This window comes from Cryobacterium mannosilyticum (genome assembly GCF_004402705.1).
Classification (GTDB): Bacteria; Actinomycetota; Actinomycetes; order Actinomycetales; family Microbacteriaceae; genus Cryobacterium; species Cryobacterium mannosilyticum.
Genome location: NZ_SOFM01000049.1, coordinates 21,433 through 37,259, shown reverse-complemented (window position 1 = coordinate 37,259; position 15,827 = coordinate 21,433). Strand labels below are relative to the sequence as shown.

At 64.2% G+C, this 15,827-nt stretch carries 17 protein-coding genes and 1 tRNA gene; 10 read left to right on the top strand and 8 right to left on the bottom strand.

Features of this window, described 5'->3' with window-relative positions; translation table 11 throughout:
- Nucleotides 1-22: 22 nt before the first annotated feature.
- Nucleotides 23-766 (bottom strand): LmeA family phospholipid-binding protein, encoded by a 744-nt coding sequence (locus E3O32_RS15790; RefSeq protein ID WP_166790879.1) that lies wholly within the window; start codon nucleotides 764-766, stop codon nucleotides 23-25.
- A gap of 38 nt (nucleotides 767-804) precedes the next feature.
- Complete coding sequence (gene argS / locus E3O32_RS15785; protein WP_420898116.1) at nucleotides 805-2,430, bottom strand: arginine--tRNA ligase; 1,626 nt, start codon at nucleotides 2,428-2,430, stop codon at nucleotides 805-807.
- A 102-nt stretch (nucleotides 2,431-2,532) separates the two neighbouring features.
- On the opposite strand from argS, the gene E3O32_RS15780 reads away from it, so the two are divergent.
- Both E3O32_RS15780 and E3O32_RS15775 read left to right on the top strand, forming a co-directional pair.
- A complete protein-coding gene (locus E3O32_RS15780; RefSeq protein WP_134510783.1) occupies nucleotides 2,533-3,162 on the top strand; it encodes an iron ABC transporter ATP-binding protein in 630 nt (209 codons plus the stop codon).
- A 106-nt stretch (nucleotides 3,163-3,268) separates the two neighbouring features.
- Nucleotides 3,269-3,340: transfer RNA gene (locus tag E3O32_RS15775), tRNA-Arg, on the top strand.
- Nucleotides 3,341-3,562: 222 nt separating this feature from the next.
- On the opposite strand, the gene E3O32_RS15770 is transcribed toward E3O32_RS15775, so the two are convergent.
- The gene (locus E3O32_RS15770; RefSeq protein ID WP_134510782.1) at nucleotides 3,563-4,471 is read right to left on the bottom strand and encodes an SDR family oxidoreductase; all 909 of its coding nucleotides are present in this window, start codon (nucleotides 4,469-4,471) and stop codon (nucleotides 3,563-3,565) included.
- Nucleotides 4,468-4,899 carry a nuclear transport factor 2 family protein gene (locus E3O32_RS15765; protein ID WP_134510781.1) on the bottom strand — a complete coding sequence of 144 codons (432 nt, stop codon included), beginning with the start codon at nucleotides 4,897-4,899 and terminating at the stop codon, nucleotides 4,468-4,470. Before E3O32_RS15765 ends, E3O32_RS15770 begins: the two co-directional genes overlap by 4 nt.
- 116 nt (nucleotides 4,900-5,015) lie before the next feature.
- Here E3O32_RS15765 and E3O32_RS15760 point away from each other — a divergent pair, with 116 nt between their 5' ends.
- Together E3O32_RS15760 and E3O32_RS15755 are read left to right on the top strand one after the other, a co-directional pair.
- The gene (locus E3O32_RS15760; protein ID WP_194087810.1) at nucleotides 5,016-5,693 is read left to right on the top strand and encodes a TetR/AcrR family transcriptional regulator; all 678 of its coding nucleotides are present in this window, start codon (nucleotides 5,016-5,018) and stop codon (nucleotides 5,691-5,693) included.
- A 296-nt stretch (nucleotides 5,694-5,989) separates the two neighbouring features.
- Nucleotides 5,990-7,399: a CoA transferase gene (locus E3O32_RS15755; protein WP_166790878.1), complete on the top strand. Its 1,410-nt coding sequence runs from the start codon at nucleotides 5,990-5,992 to the stop codon at nucleotides 7,397-7,399.
- 112 nt (nucleotides 7,400-7,511) lie between these two features.
- On the opposite strand, the gene E3O32_RS15750 is transcribed toward E3O32_RS15755, so the two are convergent.
- Nucleotides 7,512-7,820 carry a helix-turn-helix domain-containing protein gene (locus E3O32_RS15750; protein WP_134510778.1) on the bottom strand — a complete coding sequence of 103 codons (309 nt, stop codon included), beginning with the start codon at nucleotides 7,818-7,820 and terminating at the stop codon, nucleotides 7,512-7,514.
- Between the two features lie 53 nt (nucleotides 7,821-7,873).
- On the bottom strand, nucleotides 7,874-8,284 hold the full coding sequence (locus tag E3O32_RS15745; RefSeq protein WP_134510777.1) for a type II toxin-antitoxin system RelE/ParE family toxin: 411 nt from the start codon (nucleotides 8,282-8,284) through the stop codon (nucleotides 7,874-7,876).
- 150 nt (nucleotides 8,285-8,434) lie between these two features.
- On the opposite strand from E3O32_RS15745, the gene E3O32_RS15740 reads away from it, so the two are divergent.
- The 3 genes from E3O32_RS15740 (at nucleotide 8,435) to E3O32_RS15730 (ending at nucleotide 10,718) form a co-directional block, all read left to right on the top strand.
- Nucleotides 8,435-8,992 (top strand): GNAT family N-acetyltransferase, encoded by a 558-nt coding sequence (locus E3O32_RS15740; protein WP_134510776.1) that lies wholly within the window; start codon nucleotides 8,435-8,437, stop codon nucleotides 8,990-8,992.
- Between the two features lie 93 nt (nucleotides 8,993-9,085).
- Nucleotides 9,086-9,595, top strand: coding sequence for a GNAT family N-acetyltransferase (locus E3O32_RS15735; RefSeq protein WP_134510775.1), 510 nt, complete (start codon nucleotides 9,086-9,088; stop codon nucleotides 9,593-9,595).
- Nucleotides 9,596-9,743: 148 nt separating this feature from the next.
- Entirely contained in the window at nucleotides 9,744-10,718 is a 975-nt protein-coding gene (locus E3O32_RS15730) for an NAD-dependent epimerase/dehydratase family protein (protein WP_134510774.1), read from the top strand.
- Nucleotides 10,719-11,069: 351 nt separating this feature from the next.
- Here E3O32_RS15730 and E3O32_RS15725 read toward each other — a convergent pair whose 3' ends face one another.
- Nucleotides 11,070-11,783 (bottom strand): TetR/AcrR family transcriptional regulator C-terminal domain-containing protein, encoded by a 714-nt coding sequence (locus E3O32_RS15725; RefSeq protein ID WP_134510773.1) that lies wholly within the window; start codon nucleotides 11,781-11,783, stop codon nucleotides 11,070-11,072.
- 132 nt (nucleotides 11,784-11,915) lie between these two features.
- Between E3O32_RS15725 and E3O32_RS15720 the strand changes: the two genes are divergently transcribed.
- The 3 genes from E3O32_RS15720 (at nucleotide 11,916) to E3O32_RS15710 (ending at nucleotide 14,745) form a co-directional block, all read left to right on the top strand.
- Nucleotides 11,916-12,632 carry a DUF4386 domain-containing protein gene (locus E3O32_RS15720; RefSeq protein ID WP_134510772.1) on the top strand — a complete coding sequence of 239 codons (717 nt, stop codon included), beginning with the start codon at nucleotides 11,916-11,918 and terminating at the stop codon, nucleotides 12,630-12,632.
- A gap of 182 nt (nucleotides 12,633-12,814) precedes the next feature.
- A complete protein-coding gene (locus E3O32_RS15715) occupies nucleotides 12,815-14,041 on the top strand; it encodes an NAD(P)/FAD-dependent oxidoreductase (protein WP_134510771.1) in 1,227 nt (408 codons plus the stop codon).
- Between the two features lie 134 nt (nucleotides 14,042-14,175).
- Nucleotides 14,176-14,745: an SGNH/GDSL hydrolase family protein gene (locus tag E3O32_RS15710; RefSeq protein WP_198417588.1), complete on the top strand. Its 570-nt coding sequence runs from the start codon at nucleotides 14,176-14,178 to the stop codon at nucleotides 14,743-14,745.
- Nucleotides 14,746-15,049: 304 nt separating this feature from the next.
- On the opposite strand, the gene E3O32_RS15705 is transcribed toward E3O32_RS15710, so the two are convergent.
- Nucleotides 15,050-15,799 carry an alpha/beta fold hydrolase gene (locus E3O32_RS15705; protein WP_134510769.1) on the bottom strand — a complete coding sequence of 250 codons (750 nt, stop codon included), beginning with the start codon at nucleotides 15,797-15,799 and terminating at the stop codon, nucleotides 15,050-15,052.
- Nucleotides 15,800-15,827: the final 28 nt, after the last annotated feature.

Here is a 15,827-nt window from a genome sequence, read left to right as displayed (position 1 = left end):
GCGATTCACCGCTGCGAGCGGCTCAGCCGGCGCTGCAGGTGCCGAGCGTGGTAAGCGACTTGCGGGTGAGCAGCAGGCTGCTGGACTCGAGCGTGATCCGCGCCCGCTCAGGCGTGACGTTCACCCGGGCCAGGCTGACGCCTTCCGGCAGGTACTTCGCCACGCAAACCCTGACCGGCTGCTGGCCGACGATCAGCGGCAGGAGCTCGCCCGCGTCGATGCTTCCGGAGCCGGTGGTGACCTTCGCGCTTGTCGGCGTGAAGAGCAGCGAGTCGGCGACGGCGGTCGGGGTGGCGGTGGCCTCGTAGCCGACGGGGAACCCGAGCACGGAAAGGCTGCCGGTGTAACGCACCTCCCCGTCACCCAGCACGAGTTCGGCGTCGGGGGCATCCGCCGCCAGCGAGCTGCGCAGCAGGGTGTTCAGCGAAGCCTGGTCCAGGTCGACGACGCCGCGAACGTCGCCGACGGGCTTGCCCTGGTCGACCGGCACCTGTGTGGCCACGACCCGAACGGATGCCGCCACGCCGTCGACGGAGAGGGTCGGCGCGGTCAGTGCGACCCGGTCGAAACTGCCGGAGAGGTACTGGGCGATCACAGAGATGCCGCCGATGGAGACGCTGACGTCACCGGTGACGGTGTCGGGGAGGTTGTCGGCGATCTCCTGCTTGACCCGCCCCTCGGCGTAGCTGCGGGCTCCCGCGTCGACGATGAAGAACGCGGCGATCAGCCCCAGCACCGTGAGGCTGCCGATGACGATCACGCTCATCCCGCGGCGACGGCGCGTTCGTGCCGCCCGGTCCGCCATCACATGCGCTCCGGGGCGGAGACGCCGAGCAGGCCGAGGCCGTTGCGGATGACCTGGCCGGTGGCGTCGTTCAGCCACAGCCGGGTGCGGTGCAGGTCGGTCACCGGTTCGTCGCCGAGCGGGATGACCCGGCAGTTGTCGTACCAGCGGTGGTAGTAGCCGGCGACCTCTTCGATGTAGCGGGCGATCCGGTGGGGCTCCCGCAGCTCGGCGGCCTGGGCGACGACCCGCGGGTACTCCTGGAGCACGCCGAGCAGGGCCGACTCGCTGTCGTGCGTGAGCAGCTCCGGTGAGAATGCCGAGGGGTCGACGCCGGCGGCCACCGCGTTGCGGGCGACGGACCGGGTGCGGGCATGCGCGTACTGCACATAGAAGACGGGGTTCTCGTTGGTGCGCTTGCCGAGCAGGTCGAGGTCGATGTCCAGCTGCGAGTCGCTCGAGGAGCGCACTAGGGAGTATCGGCCGGCGTCCACGCCGACGGCGTCGACGAGGTCGTCGAGGGTCACGATGGTGCCGGCGCGCTTGCTCATCCGCACCGGTTCGCCGCCCTTGAGCAGGTTGACCATCTGCCCGATCAGGATCTGCAGGTTGACGCCGGGCACGTCGCCGAACGCCTCGACCATGGCCATCATCCGGCCGACATAGCCGTGGTGGTCGGCGCCGAGCATGATCAGGTTCTGGTCGAAGCCGCGTTCACGCTTGTCGAGGTAGTAGCCGAGGTCGCCGGAGATGTAGGCGGGTTCGCCGTTGGAGCGGATGATGACCCGGTCGCGGTCGTCGCCGAAAGTGGTCGTGCGCAGCCAGATGGCGCCGTCGGATTCGAAGATGTGGCCCTGCTCGCGGAGGCGGGCGATGGCGCGATTGACGGCACCGGACTCGTGCAGGGAATCCTCGTGGAAGTACACGTCGAAGTCCACGCCGAAGCCGTGCAGCTTCTCCTTTATCTCGGTGAACATGAGGTCAACACCGATTCTCCGGAACACCTCCTGCTGCTCCTCCCGGGGCAGCACCGCGATGTCACCGTCGAATTCATCCACCACCTGGCCGGCGATGTCGCCGATGTAGGCGCCGCCGTAGCCGTCCTCAGGGGTGGACTCGCCGAGGTAGGCGGCGAGCACGCTGCGGGCGAACCGGTCGATCTGCGATCCGTGGTCATTGAAGTAGTACTCGCGCGTGACATCCGCACCCTGTGCCTTGAGCACCCGGGCCAGGCTGTCGCCGACGGCCGCCCAGCGCACCCCGCCCATGTGGATCGGGCCGGTGGGGTTGGCGGAGACGAATTCGAGGTTGATCTTGATGCCGTCGTAGAGGTGGCCGGTGCCGTAGACCGGTCCGGCGTCGACGATGGTCTTGGCGAGCGCGCCGGCGGCGGCGGCCTCGAGGCGGATGTTGATGAAGCCGGGGCCGGCGATCTCGACGGAGGCGACGTCGGGGAGGGCCTCGAGGCCCTCGGCGAGTTGCGCGGCGATCTCCCGGGGCGTGGAGCCGAGCGGCTTGGCGATCTTCATCGCAATGCTGGAGGACCAGTCGCCGTGGTCGCGGTTGCGCGGACGCTCGAGGGTGACGTCGGCGGGGGCCAGATCGAGGGTGGTTTCGCTTCCCGACCGGCGTCGACGCTCGCCCAACTGCTGGATCAGGGCGAACAGGGATTCGGAAAGCTCGGCGGGGGTCACGGAAACCAAGCTTACCGGCCCGGTTATCGACCCCCTGCTTGGTAAGGTCAACCCGTGACTGACACCTTCTCGCCCTCTCTTCTCCGCAGCCGGCGCCTGCGCACCGGCCTTGTCCTCGCGACCGGCACCCTCGCCCTCGCGGCGTTGACCGGATGCTCCCCCGCGGCGACACCGTCGGCCTCGGGCAGCAGCACAGCGAGCGCTTCGGCGAGCGCGGCCCCCAGCGCAACGGCGACTCCGACACCGACGCCCACCCCGGCCGGCGCCTCGGTGCCGCTGACCTGCGATGAGTTGCTCACCCCGGACGACGTCTACGCGTTCAACCCGAACTACGGGACCGCGCCAGACTTCACGGCGACGTCGGCAACAGCCAAGACCGCGCTCTCGTACCAGGGCCTCGCCTGCGGGCTGCTCAACCAGACCAGCGGCGAGATCATCGAGATCTCGGTGGCCCTGCCCAACCCGGTGCTGATGACGTCACTGACCGACAAGGCCATCGCCACCAGCAACCCCGTCCCCACCTACGGCGCCGCGCCGGTGTCTGGTTTCTTCACCACGAAGGGCGGGATCGGCGAAGCGCAGGTCTTCACTGCCAAGTACTGGGTCACTTTCAGCTCCCCCGTCTTCGGCGAGCCGGGCGACGCCGAGCAACTCATGTCGGCCGCACTCTCGCACCTCCAGTAGCCGGAAAGTCACCGTCGTCGCTCGTTTTTCGCGACGTGCGACCGGCGGTTCGCGGTCGAGGCGAACCACCAGGCCTCAGGATGCTGATAACCTAGTGTCTTCCCTGGCCCCCATAGCTCAGGGGATAGAGCACTGCCCTCCGGAGGCAGGGGCGGCAGTTCGAATCTGCCTGGGGGCACAGTCTGCTCCGGCGGTCGACGCAGACCAGCATTCAGCGGACCATTCCCGCATGAGGTCCCTGATACGGACAAACCGGGGTTGCCCGGCCACTCTCAGGTTCGGCCAGCGTGTTGGCGAGATAGGTGAGCCGCCGCTGTACGCGCCGAGCAGGAAGCATGCGTCGATTCCGAGGGCTGTTGCCGCGTCGGTGGTGGCCGTGTTCGGTCGCTTACTCGTTGGGTTATCGGGTGCGATCTGCCGCGTGGAGTGCGCGAAGGGCTTCCGCGGGCGAGGTGCAGGGCACGTCAGGAAAGCGGGCGCGCACGCCGTCGACGCCGGGTGAGAAAGTCAGGTCGGATCGGTCCATCGCGAGCGCGGCTCGAGCTTGTCTGCCCAGTTCAGGGCGCAGCCGTCCGATCGTGGCGGCCATGACATGTAGAGCGATGCGCGGGATATGCCGGGGTGCGTCTGAGCCGCCGCGGTACGCGACCACCATTCGGGCAAGCTCGTCAAAGGTGAGGTTCTCCGGTCCGCCGATCTCCAGCACCTGGCCGCGGGTCGCCTCATCCAGGGTGACGTGCTCGACGAGCGCGGCGACGTCCCGCACCGAGACGAAGTTGATCGGGTTCTGTCCGCGACCGAATACCAGCGGGCGGTTCGACCGCCCAGCCGGGTTGTTGAGAAGATCGATCCACAACTCCAGGAACGCCGTGCTTCGCACGACCGTTGCGGGAACTGTGCTGGCGGCCAGGACGGTCTCGGCGGCATGCTTCATCCGAAATATCTCGAAGGGGCTATCCGGTGCGGCACCAACGATCGACATGAGAACCATCTCGGCGCTTGCCGTTTGAGCGGCCTTGATCAGGAGCGTATTGCCGGCCCGGTCGACCGTCTCGGGTGAAACACGTCCCGGTCCGGCGAAGCCGTGCACTGCCGACACCACGACATCGACACCGGCCACGGCGGCCATCGTGCTGACCGGATCTCGCACATCACCCGTCACAATCTCGATTCGCTCACCGGCCAGATGCGCGGCACGATGCGGATTACGCGTCATCACGCGCACGTCAATCCCGCGGGCAGCAAGGCCACCGACAACGAGCGTGCCCAGTCGTCCGGTGCCTCCCGCAACAAGAACCCGGGAGATCATGACGCTCTCCTCACGTCGACCTGGCCCCGTACCGCTGCATCGACATCTCCACCAGCCGCATCGACTGGCTCCAGGAAGAAACGGGCCGAAGCGATCAGCCCGGCAGTGACGGCGAAGACAACCACCCCCCGCATCAGATGCGCGGTGCCATCCCGCCTCGTGCCGCGGTGCTCCCACTCGGTCCACACCACGTTGCCCGACACGACCAACGCCACGATCTCTGTCGAGACGTCGGGTATTGCAGCCAGGATCTGCATCCAATTACGGCGTACCTGCTCATCACCGACGAAGCTGCGTTCCGGATGCACCGGCGTCTCATTTCGATAGTCGGGCGTGAAACAGGCGACGATCGCGTCTATATCGTGCGCGTTCGTCGCGACCCGCAACCGTTGAACGACCGCGCTCGGATCTACTTCCACCACAGACATGCCGTCTCCATTCCCAGACCGGAACTGGCGCGGCCAGTCGTCTTGTGAAGCCGCTCTGGTTGACGATCGAATTCGTTCCAGTACACTGGAACCATTCTCTAATTGTGGAGCCGATATTGAACACTGTCAACCCTCGCCCCTATGATTCCAGCCGCCGGCGCGAACAGGCACGCCACAACCGCGAGGCAATCGTCGTCGCCGCGCGGCAACGATTCCTGAACGACGGCTTCACCGCCACGACGATCGCATCGATCGCGGCCGACGCCGGCACATCCGCCGACACCATCTACAAGTCTTTCGGAGGAAAAGCAGGGCTCCTGCGCGCGATGTGCACGGACGCGCTCAAGGGCGAAGGCACGATCCCCGCCGAACAGCGCTCGGACGCGATGCAGGCGGCCGAAGCCGACCCCCGAAGGATGCTGCGCGGACTAGGCGCGTTCACCACAGAGGTCGCGCCCCGGATCGCTCCATTGCTCCTGCTGCTGTCAACAACGGCGGAGGTTGATCCGTCAATGGCTCAATTGCGTGCCGACTTCGACACCGCGCGCCTGACCCGAATGACCCATGTAGCCCAAGGCTTGGCCAGCAAGTTTCAGTTGCGTCTGGGCCTATCCGTCGATGAGGCGGCCGAGATCATGTGGGTATACAGTTCGCCTGAGCTCTACAGCCTCCTAGTGCTCACCCGCGGTTGGCGCCCCGAGCGCTACGGCGAATTCGTTGGCGAATCGCTCGTCGACGCCCTGCTCGGGGGGCGCGATGTCGACAAGGGCACCGAGCCCCTCGACCAGGTCTGACCGCGACCAGCACGGGGGCCTCATAGTCGCAGGAAGAATTGCCATCCGCCCGACCCGCGCATGTGCGAAGTACGAGCATCCCGTAGGCGGAATCCAGGTGAAAACTCTGCTCCGTTGACCGTTCCACGGCTGGCCTGGCGAGAAGCACCAGCTCTCCCCCATTTTGATTCCATCCCGTGATTGCTCGGCCTCATGACATCAATTGCAATCCGTGCTGCGGGGATATGGTGGGGGCCACCGATGATCGCCTGGCTTCACGCCCGCGTGTGAACGGTCGAGGGCGTGGGAGGCAACCGATGGGAACCTTCCTCAGCACGTTTCTCGCCGATTCGGCGGAACTTCCGGAGCTAGCCGATCGTGTTCGTTCGTCCGGGCCGGTGCCTCTTTCGTCGCCATTGCCTGTCGGGGATCTTGCCGCGGACAGCGTCGCGGCGACCAAGCTCATGGCCTCGTTGCTGCACCTTGCCCGTAAGGGACTGCGGGATCCGAAGGCGAGCGAAGTTCCGCGGGTGAGCATTGCGCCGCAACTCGTCGCCGGCGCCTACCGGAGCGACCAACTGTTCCGGTGGAACGGGAACCCGGCGCCGGCGTGGGCGCCTCTGTCCGGTTTCTTTGCCTCGAGCGACGGCTGGGTTCGCACTCACGCCAACTACCCCCACCACGAAGCGGCTTTGCGCTCACTTCTGAGATTGGATGCCTTCGCCACCGCCGAGACTGTTGCTCACGCGATTTCGCGTCGCAGCGCCCTCGATTTGGAGGATGAAGCCGCAGCGTCGAATGCGGTCATCAGCGCGGTTCGCAGCCCGAGCAAGTGGAGAGGACATCCTCAGGCCCAAACCTTGGAAGCAGATCCCTTCGTCAGCCTGAAGCAGCAGGCAGGAGACGCGGGCCTCCATAGCCTGGGGTCGGCCGACGGTCACGCACCGCTGGAGGGGGTTCGGGTGCTCGATTTGACTCGGGTCATAGCCGGGCCGGTGGCCACGCGCAGCCTCGCGTTCTTCGGGGCAGATGTTTTGCGCATCGACAGCCCTGGCATGCCGGAACTCCCCTGGCAGTACCTCGATACCGGCCAAGGGAAGCGGTCCGCGCTCCTCGACCTCGGTCACAAACCAGATCGAGACCGCTTCGAACGGCTACTGACGGACGCCGACGTTGTCGTCACGGGATACAGGCCGAATAGCCTCGACCGGTTCGGCCTCTCGCCGGTGGAACTACATAACCGCCACCCAGGGCTCGTTATCGGCCGGGTGAGCGCGTGGGGGCTGAGCGGCCCTTGGGCCGAGCGCCGTGGTTTCGACAGTATCGTCCAAGCAGCTAGCGGCATCGCCCAGATCCACGCAGACGGCACCGGCAGACCAGGCGCCTTGCCCGCCCAAGCTCTGGATCACTCCGCCGGGTACCTGCTTGCCGCCGGGATCATGTCGGCACTTCGACGTCGACACCTCGACGGGCGCGGGTGGACCGTCGATATTTCACTGGCCCGGGTCGCACAAGAGCTACTCGCCCAACCTAATTCCCCGCCAACCGAAGGCGGCCCGTTGGAGATCCCAACCGTGAACGCGGAAACGCGAGAAGGAACCGTCACCTGTGCCGCGCCCGCGATCAGCATCAGCGGCGACACGAAACGCTACAGGTGGATCGGCTGCCCGTGGGGAGCAGACCGGCCAGAATGGGCCGAGCCACGATCCGCCAACGTCCAGCGATAAGACCCACCCGGAAGCTGCGCCATCGGCAGGTGCAACATCGCGAAAGCCGCCCGCTGAGGGTTCGTCTTGCGGGCATTGGACTCATATGGGACGCCGACACCGTCGGGCACGTTTAGTGCGCGGGTGCGAGGACGATCTTCTGGCCTAGGGCCGCAGCAAGTCGGTTGAGCGTGGCGGTTGTGGGATTCCCGATACCGCGTTCAATGCGGCTGATCTCAGCCTGCTGTATTCCGGTGACGCTGGAGAGTGCAGGCTGAGTGAGATGGCGTGCCTTGCGGGCCTCCGCAAGCATGGTGCCGAGCTCGGCGCGAGCGGTGAGTTCGGCATCGAACGACGCGGTGGCCGCTTCATAGACGCTGCGCGCATCGTCGGACCATTTGGCCTTCGCCTGGTCCGCAATCTCCTTAAAGCTTTTCGACATGATGTCCTCCCTCACTCGATTATGTGCCAAGACACATAAGGTGTCAATACGTTCTAGTGTTGCCGCTTCCACTGTTTGTGGATCTTGCGCGCCTTTGCAATCTCCCGCTGTTGCCGTTTCTCGGAGGTATCGGTCTTCTTGTTGTAGCCGCTGTAGAGCAGCACGATTTTGCGTCCATGGAAAGTGCAAAAGACTCGTAGGAGCACCTGACGATCGGTGTCAGCGAGATCGGCCGGCAGTTCGGCCCCCGCTTCGGCGAGGATCGCACGCAAGGACCTACGCACGCGGAACTCGTAGAGTCCCTCTCCGAGAGGCTTGCCCCATTCACCGGAGCAGATATCGATGCCATGGGCCTCAAGGACGTGCTCGATTGCAGCAGTGAGGACTGCCTGCTCGTACTCGGGGAGCGAGGAGAAGAATCGCTCAAATCTCGCCCCCTCGTATTCAATGGACCAAATGGTCAAGGTGCTCCTTCGCGTTGTGCCGCCCGACGAGCCTAGCGACCCGGGCGCTACCGGCTTGACGGATTCGCCAGCTCAACCTCAAATCAACTTTCGTCCCGTTGAGGGTTCCCCTTTGGGCTCCGGGTCCGTTCGCCATGGCACAGTTGGCAGATGAATGTCGATCCGGGACGCCCAATCCAGCTTGTCCTGCCTCTGCTGGCAGGGCGAAACGTCACCCTGCGCTCGTTTCGCTCGGACGATGCCCCGATGATTCAAGAGGCATCCGAAGACGACCTGATCCCGACCATCACCAGCGTCCCGACTGACAACAGCGAGGAAGCTGCACTGGCCTTCATCGAGCGGCAGCACGAGCGGTTGCACACTCGGACGGGGTATTCCTTCGCGATCGCTGACGAGAATTACGTCGCCGTGGGACAAATCGGGCTCTGGCTGGAGCATGAGAATCATGGACGCGCGAGCGTCGGCTACTGGATTCGACCCTCCGCTCGAAAGCGTGGATACGCCGCCGACGCGATCTTCGCGTTGGTCGGCTGGGCTCGAAGTCTCCAGCAGCTACACCGGCTCGAGCTATACGTGGAGCCCTGGAACGAGGGTTCCTGGCGTGCCGCTGAGCGGGCAGGGTTTGAACGCGAGGGCCTCCTGCGCTCATGGCGGCAGGTTGGCGGGGTGCACCGTGACATGTTCGTGTACTCACTGATCACGAAATGAGGTTGGCCCGTCAAAGGTTCCCGTTGGGGCGAAGACCCGCTCCACCAACGGCCCATGTGATCCGTCCAACCGCGACTGTGCCATTCTCAGGAGATGGATTGGCCTCAACCTGAACCAGTCTGCTCTGAGCGGCTCCTGCTTGAACCACTCGCGGTGGACCATGCAGCTTCCATGGTCGACGTTCTGGCCGACCCGGCCCTATACGAGTACACCGGCGGCGAAGCCCCGTCATTAGACCTGCTCCACAGCAGATATGCCGCACAGACCGTGGGGCAGTCTGATGACGGTTCTCAATGGTGGCTGAACTGGATAGTCACCTACCGAGACACCAGTGAGCCAGCCGGTTTCGTGCAGGCAACCGTCGAGTGCGACGGTTCAACGCTCGTTGCTGAGATCGCCTGGGTCATTTCGCCGAGGCTCCAAAGCCAAGGCATAGCCTCCGAAGCTACCCAGATGATGATCGGATGGTTGCGAGCACACGAGGTTGACCGCTTCACCGCACATATCTATCCGGAGCACCAAGCCTCGATGGGCGTCGCTCGAAATCAAGCGCTACGCCCGACCTCCTCCGAGAAAGACGGCGAGACCCGGTGGGTGTCCTAACAAACAACGAACGCCCCTAGAGTGTTCGGCTTGCGGGCGACCGCGGCATCGCAGCGTGATTGCCACCGGCGACGATGATCGTCTACGGGTCCTGCGCTCAGAGCGAATCCGGCACCGATTCGTCTCGGCTCTGCGATTGACTGGCGCCATGACACGCACACTTATTCTCGGAGGAACCGCCTGGCTGGGTCGAGAGATAGCCGAGCAGTTGGCGATTCAAGGCCAGGATGTGACGTGCCTTGCGCGCGGTGAATCTGGAGAAGTCCCACCCGGCGTGACGCTTGTCCGCTCCGACCGGCGATCATCTGGGGCCTACGACCTTGTCTCTGGTGAAGCCTGGGACGAAATCGTTGAGCTCAGCTCTGACGCGGACCTCGTCGCCGGAGCGCTCGAGGCTTTGGTGCGCAGCACGGCGCATTGGACCCTGGTCTCCTCCGTCTCTGTGTATGCGAGCAATGCTGAACCGGGTGCCGACGAAGATGCCATCCTCGTCGAGCCATCCGACCTCGACGATTACGCGCACGCGAAAGTCGCCGCCGAACGTGCCACGGCGGAGGCGGTGGGTGATCGTCTCCTTATTGCGAGACCGGGCCTGATCGCGGGGCCGGGCGACAGGAGTGACCGGTTCAGCTATTGGGTTTCCAGGCTCGCCGTTGCTCCCGAGGAAGCCGTTCTCGTGCCGAATGCCGAGGATCGGTACGTGCAGTTCATCGACGTTCGGGACCTTGCCGGATGGCTCATCAGTGCGGGACAGCGCGGCCTGACCGGCATTTACAACGCCGTCGGGAGCGAATATGAACTTTCCGCGGTTCTGCTGGCCGCCGCCCGGGTTGCCGGCCACACGGGCGAACTCATCGCGGCCGAGGATGACTGGCTGACCGCGCACAACGTCAATTACTGGGCTGGCCCCCGATCCCTGCCGCTGTGGCTTCCCCACAGCGACTCCGCCTTCGCCCGGCGCAGCCGTAGCCGCTTTGTCGCAGAGGGCGGAACCGAGCGAACCCTGCAGGACACGCTCGAGGACGTGCTGGCGGACGAACGGGCCCGTGGACTCGACCGGGAACGTCGATCCGGCCTCACCCAGCAAGAGCAGCGCATTCTCCTCACCGAGATCGGCGCGTAGAGACCCGCGACGCAGAACTATTCAAGCTCGCGCCACGACGCCACGGTTAAGAATCCCGCAGAGGGTTCCCTTACGGGTATCTCATCTCAGGCATCGACGCGATGATTTCACACCTTTTCGTTCCCGCTGATCGTCCGGCTTACGGGGCAGCGGATGAGCCCACGCGTGACGGCAGAATGTCACGCCCTTTCAGCAGCGTCGGAAGCTGTGGCGGATAGCCGCTCTGATTTCGCGAGCTTCACAGCGACCAACGTAGGGATGATGATTGCAGCCGAGGGGATGGCGACCCCCGCGATGAATTGCAGTCACGACGGAACTGCACTCGGCTCGGGCGTCGCCCGCACCATCGAGTTATCGCGCGGACGTCCATCCCCGCTGATGAAGCTGCTCAATCCCGTTCAGGAGCAGATCTAGCGCGAACTCGAACTCGAACTGGTCATCGCAACCACGTCCGACAACAGAGTCGTGGTCGTGCGGTGTCGCTGTGGCGATCGTCACGATGTTTGGGTAGAGCGCTGCCATGTGCGCGAACATCTCCGCCTGAGCGTCGGGGCCCGCCGGCGGTTGGGCATCGGCCTTCGGATTGGCTGAACCGTCGAACAGTTCCTGTGTGAATCCCCACATTCGGCCGCCGAGCGCGTGCATGACGTGGTGGGCCAGGTCGGGTGTGAACCCACCGGCCAGGAAGATTCCAGCTAACGAGTCCTGGTATTCCAACACGGCGGGCGTCGGGTTGCTCCGCGACTCGATTGCCTGGCGTGCCCAACGGTGACGCTGGAGGGCGCTCCTCGCGGACAACACTTGTCGCCGGATGGCATCTCGCCAGCCGGAGTCAAGATGGGGAGAGCCGATCTCTCGGATGATGGCCTCGACCATTCCGTCGAGCAGATCCTCCTTGTCGGCGACGTGTTTGTACAGCGCCATGGGCACGACGCCCAGCTCCTGTGCGAGTCGGCGCATGCTCAACGCGTCGATGCCGACCTCATCCGCAAGGGTGACCGCCGCCTCGAGCACTCGCTCGCGGTTCAACCGCGCCCGCCTCGGGACTTCCATTTGCTGGCCCATAGAGACCCTCCCCTCCTTCAGAACATCCCTGATTGACAAGTGTACGAAGTACACCCTACACTGCCAACAACAGGCATACGCCGTACACCTCCATCCAACCGTGTACCGCAAACCCCAAACCGAAGGAATATCATGAACTTGCACAGACCGACCGCCGTCATCGCCGGAGTGTTCTTCTTGCTCACCGAAGTGGGCGCAATTGTAGGAGCCACCCTCTACAGTCCGATCCGGAACGTCGCCGATTACATCACCGGCGCCGGCCCGGATGGCCCGATCCTCCTCGGCCTGCTCTTCGAACTGCTCCTCGTGATTGCCGCCGTCGGGACCGCCGTCACGCTGTACCCGATCCTGAAGCGGCAACACGAGGGGTTAGCGCTGGCGTTCGTCGCCGCTCGAGTGCTGGAGACCGCGGTCATCCTCGTCGGGACTCTGAGCCTCCTAACAATTGTCTCGCTTCGCCAGCAGTTCGCTGGAAGCGTTGACGCCGACCCGGCCACACTCTCCACCATCGGCTCCACCTTTGTAGCCCTGCGCGACTGGACGTACCTGTTCGGACCGAACTTCGCCCTCGGTGCCGCTTCACTGCTCCTCGCCTGGCTCATGTACTCGTCTCGCCTGGTGCCTCGTGGCATCGCCGTGCTCGGGCTGGTCGGCGGGGCGCTGGTCAGCCTTTCCGCAGTCGCCGTAATGCTCGGCCTCTATAGCCAGTTCTCCACACTCGGCCTCGTGTTAGCGCTCCCGGTATTCGCGTGGGAGTTGTCTCTCGCCGTGTGGCTCATCGCCAAAGGCTTCCGGCCGGTGAGCCTCCTCGCAACTCCCGCCACTCCGGTCACCACAGCCGCGCGATAAGGGCCGGGACAGTCGGCGCTTAGACCCTGGTCACGCGCCGGCACTCGCGTGGTCCGTGTTACTCGCAGGACTTCGAGTCCTTGTCGGCTATTTCCTGCTCTTCCAGTAGATCAACAGCGAGCGAGGTCTGCTTCTCACTACCCCGCCCATCCCGGCATCCGCCGCCAAAAAGCAAGGACGACATGAATACCACCAGAACAGTTGCGATTGTCGGGGCCGGGTATGCCGGCGTGTTGGCAGCCAACCGCCTGCAAGCATCGCTCACAGAGGCTGAACGACTCGGCGTGAGCATAGTGATGGTCAACCCGCGGGCGGTTTTCATCGACCGGATCCGACTCCACCAGCTGGCAGCCGGAACCACGGACGCTGCCACTATTCCCCTGGACCACGTTCTCCACCGTGACGTCCACGTCATCGTGGGTGAAGTCGCCCGAATCCTGCCGCAACGGAACAGCATCGTGATCGAAGCATCCGAGGACTCAGTCGAACTGGCGTACGACGTCCTGATTTATGCCGTCGGCAGCGGCGCTCCGCCGTCGATCCCGGGAGGCGCCTTCTCCCATTCGGTGGGAACTCACGATGGAGCTCTTGCGGTGCGGGAAGCGGTTCGGAAACTCGGACCGCGCGATCGGATCGTTATCGTCGGCGGCGGGGCCACTGGAGTGGAGGTGGCATCGGAGCTTTCGGAAGAAAACCCTCAGATGGACATAAGACTTCTGTCAGCGGGACAGTTGCTGAGTTCGCTGCCGCAACGAGGCCGGAAGTACGTCAAGAGGGAATTGGCGTTCCTCAACGTACAGGTCACCGAGAACGAGCGCGTTGTTCACGTGGGCGTGAACTTCGTGGAACTTGAAGGCGGGCAGAGGATTCGGAGCGACCTGACGATCTGGGCTGGGTCCTTCACGGTGCCGGCGCTTGCGCGAAAGAGCGCTCTGGCTGTGGACGCCGCGGGGAGGCTGCTGGTTACGGAAACTCTGCAGCACCAGGAGTATCCCAACATCATCGGAGCCGGCGACTCCGTGAGCGTGCGAGGCGGCGCGGGGAAGCATCTGCGGATGGGGTGCGCCGTAGCTGCTCCTATGGGCGGCCATGCCGCAGTCACCGCGTTGGCTTACCTTCGCTCTCAGCCGCACACCGCGCTGTCCATCGGTTTCTTCATTCGATGCCTCAGCCTCGGACGACGCAGTGGATTCATTCAACACGTGGGCAAGGACGACGTTCCAAAGAGATTCCAGCTGTCCGGCCGTGCGGGAGCGTGGGTGAAGGAACGCATCTGCGTCGGGGTCATTTCGGGAATCCAGAAGGAACGCACTTCACCAGGTTCGTACTGGACGGTTCCTGCGCCCGGTGGTTCGCGTGCCGCTGCCGCAAGCGTTCACTTCGGCCTTGGAATGGAAGACGGCCGTTGAACCCCTTGCTGATGCCCTTAGTCATGCTGCAAAAACAGCGGGCTGGATCGAACATGAAGTTACTTCCCGAGGCGTCCGGCCCGACTTTCGGAGTCGCTGGCGACCAAGCAAATGCACCCTTCCGACTCGCAGTAGTGGGTGAATCAACGGCTGCAGGTTGCGGCGTTGCCAGCCACGACGAGGGTTTCGCAGCGGCGTTAGCTCGCGAATTCGCGGCTAGTTCAAGCCGATTTGTCACATGGCACGTTCTCGGGCAGCACGGCGCTACTGCTCGCAGAATCCGCCACAGACTGCTGCCACAATTGGAAGAGTCACTTGATCGCGCAGTCCTACTCGCCGGCGCCAACGACGTTCTAGCGGGACGGACCTCCGAACAATGGGGCGCAGACCTTGCCGCCATCGTTGATGACCTTGCAAGCCGCGCCGGCGAAGTCACCGTCGTTGGGATCCCACCCTTCCGCATGTTTCCTTCGTTGCCCCTGACGTTGCGTCGGTACTTGGCTGAGCAGGCAATCGCGCTCGATCATGTCTCCCAGGAGGTATGTGCGGCCCTGCCGTCTGTCACCTGGGTCACTTCAAGCACCTTGCCCGACAACCTCGCCGACTTCTTCGCAGAAGACGGTTTCCATCCGTCGGCATTCGGATACCGCTACTGGGCTCGAGCCGTGTCACAAGGTGCGGACCGTCTTGACACCTCCGCCTGATGGACAGCACCCCTTACCGCTGCGACTCACAGAGATGACATTGGAAAAGCCCGCCTGGTCGACTGCCGCGAGAAGCGGGTCTGGTTCTCGCGCAAGGACTCAGGCCGCGCTAAGCCATGCGGTCCTGCGGTTGTTGAACCAGTCCGGTCGTTGCAACGGGATTCCCGGCTGACCTGATGTCCGACAAGGCGTTCCCGTTAGGGGTTCCCTTCTGAAACAGAATGCGCAGCGCCCGCCTACCGCGCTGTGGCGCAGGAATTCGTCTCGATAGGGGTCCGGCTTACGGGCTAATCAGGCGAGGTCCTCAAGCCCGTCGGATTGGCGCGAATCCATTGGTCCTGGGGGTGTCGTGGAAGTCGCGGATCAGCCGCGCGATCAACGCCGGTTTCTCAACCACGAGTCCGTGAGTGGAACGGGGTGCGACCGCAAGCTCACCGTCCGGAAGCGCACGATACATCGCGACCGCATGCTCGAACCGCACCTCGTCATCGTCGCCCAGAATCACGAGTGTGGGCATGGTGACCGTCGCAAGGTCCTCGACGGTCAGCGCGGGTGATACCGCGTGAAGATGGTCGAGTTTCGCGACGACAACAGGCCAATGCTCTCTTCCATCGGGTGATACTTCTCCATAGGAATCTCCCATGGAATCTGGCGCCTCGCCGTCGAGCACGCCCGGCAACCAGCCCTCGCGATGAAAGACCGCGGCGATGAAAACCAGGGTCCGGACCAGATCCGGCCGGGCCAGTGCAACGTAAAGTGCGACAATCGCCCCGTCGCTGTAGCCGAGAAGATGCACCGGCGTATCGACGGAGCGCTCCAGGAAAGCGATCGTGTCGGCCGCCATGGCCTCAAAGCTCAGCGGCCCGGCAACATCCCCCGTGCGCCCATGAGCGCGATGATCCGGAGTGAAGCAGACGTAGGTGTCGTCGAGCTCGGTTATCAGCGGGTCGAAGACGCGAGAATCAGCACCTCCCGGGTGCAGCAACACAAGCGTTTCACCGGTTCCACGCCGCGCAAACCAAAGGTCAGTACGTTTCGGTTCGCCAGCCACCATGACAACACTGTACTCAACACCTCCTGCT

Bases quoted from the DNA above. Each gene is read 5' to 3' on its own strand.
- E3O32_RS15750 (WP_134510778.1), bottom strand. From the start codon at position 7,820: ATGTCGAAAAGCTTTAAGGAGATTGCGGACCAGGCGAAGGCCAAATGG.
- E3O32_RS15720 (WP_134510772.1), top strand. From the start codon at position 11,916: ATGAACTTGCACAGACCGACCGCCGTCATCGCCGGAGTGTTCTTCTTG.
- E3O32_RS15765 (WP_134510781.1), bottom strand. From the start codon at position 4,899: ATGTCTGTGGTGGAAGTAGATCCGAGCGCGGTCGTTCAACGGTTGCGG.
- E3O32_RS15770 (WP_134510782.1), bottom strand. From the start codon at position 4,471: ATGATCTCCCGGGTTCTTGTTGCGGGAGGCACCGGACGACTGGGCACG.
- E3O32_RS15730 (WP_134510774.1), top strand. From the start codon at position 9,744: ATGACACGCACACTTATTCTCGGAGGAACCGCCTGGCTGGGTCGAGAG.
- E3O32_RS15725 (WP_134510773.1), bottom strand. From the start codon at position 11,783: ATGGGCCAGCAAATGGAAGTCCCGAGGCGGGCGCGGTTGAACCGCGAG.
- E3O32_RS15755 (WP_166790878.1), top strand. From the start codon at position 5,990: ATGGGAACCTTCCTCAGCACGTTTCTCGCCGATTCGGCGGAACTTCCG.
- E3O32_RS15790 (WP_166790879.1), bottom strand. From the start codon at position 766: ATGAGCGTGATCGTCATCGGCAGCCTCACGGTGCTGGGGCTGATCGCC.
- E3O32_RS15715 (WP_134510771.1), top strand. From the start codon at position 12,815: ATGAATACCACCAGAACAGTTGCGATTGTCGGGGCCGGGTATGCCGGC.
- E3O32_RS15740 (WP_134510776.1), top strand. From the start codon at position 8,435: ATGAATGTCGATCCGGGACGCCCAATCCAGCTTGTCCTGCCTCTGCTG.
- E3O32_RS15735 (WP_134510775.1), top strand. From the start codon at position 9,086: ATGGATTGGCCTCAACCTGAACCAGTCTGCTCTGAGCGGCTCCTGCTT.
- E3O32_RS15705 (WP_134510769.1), bottom strand. From the start codon at position 15,799: ATGGTGGCTGGCGAACCGAAACGTACTGACCTTTGGTTTGCGCGGCGT.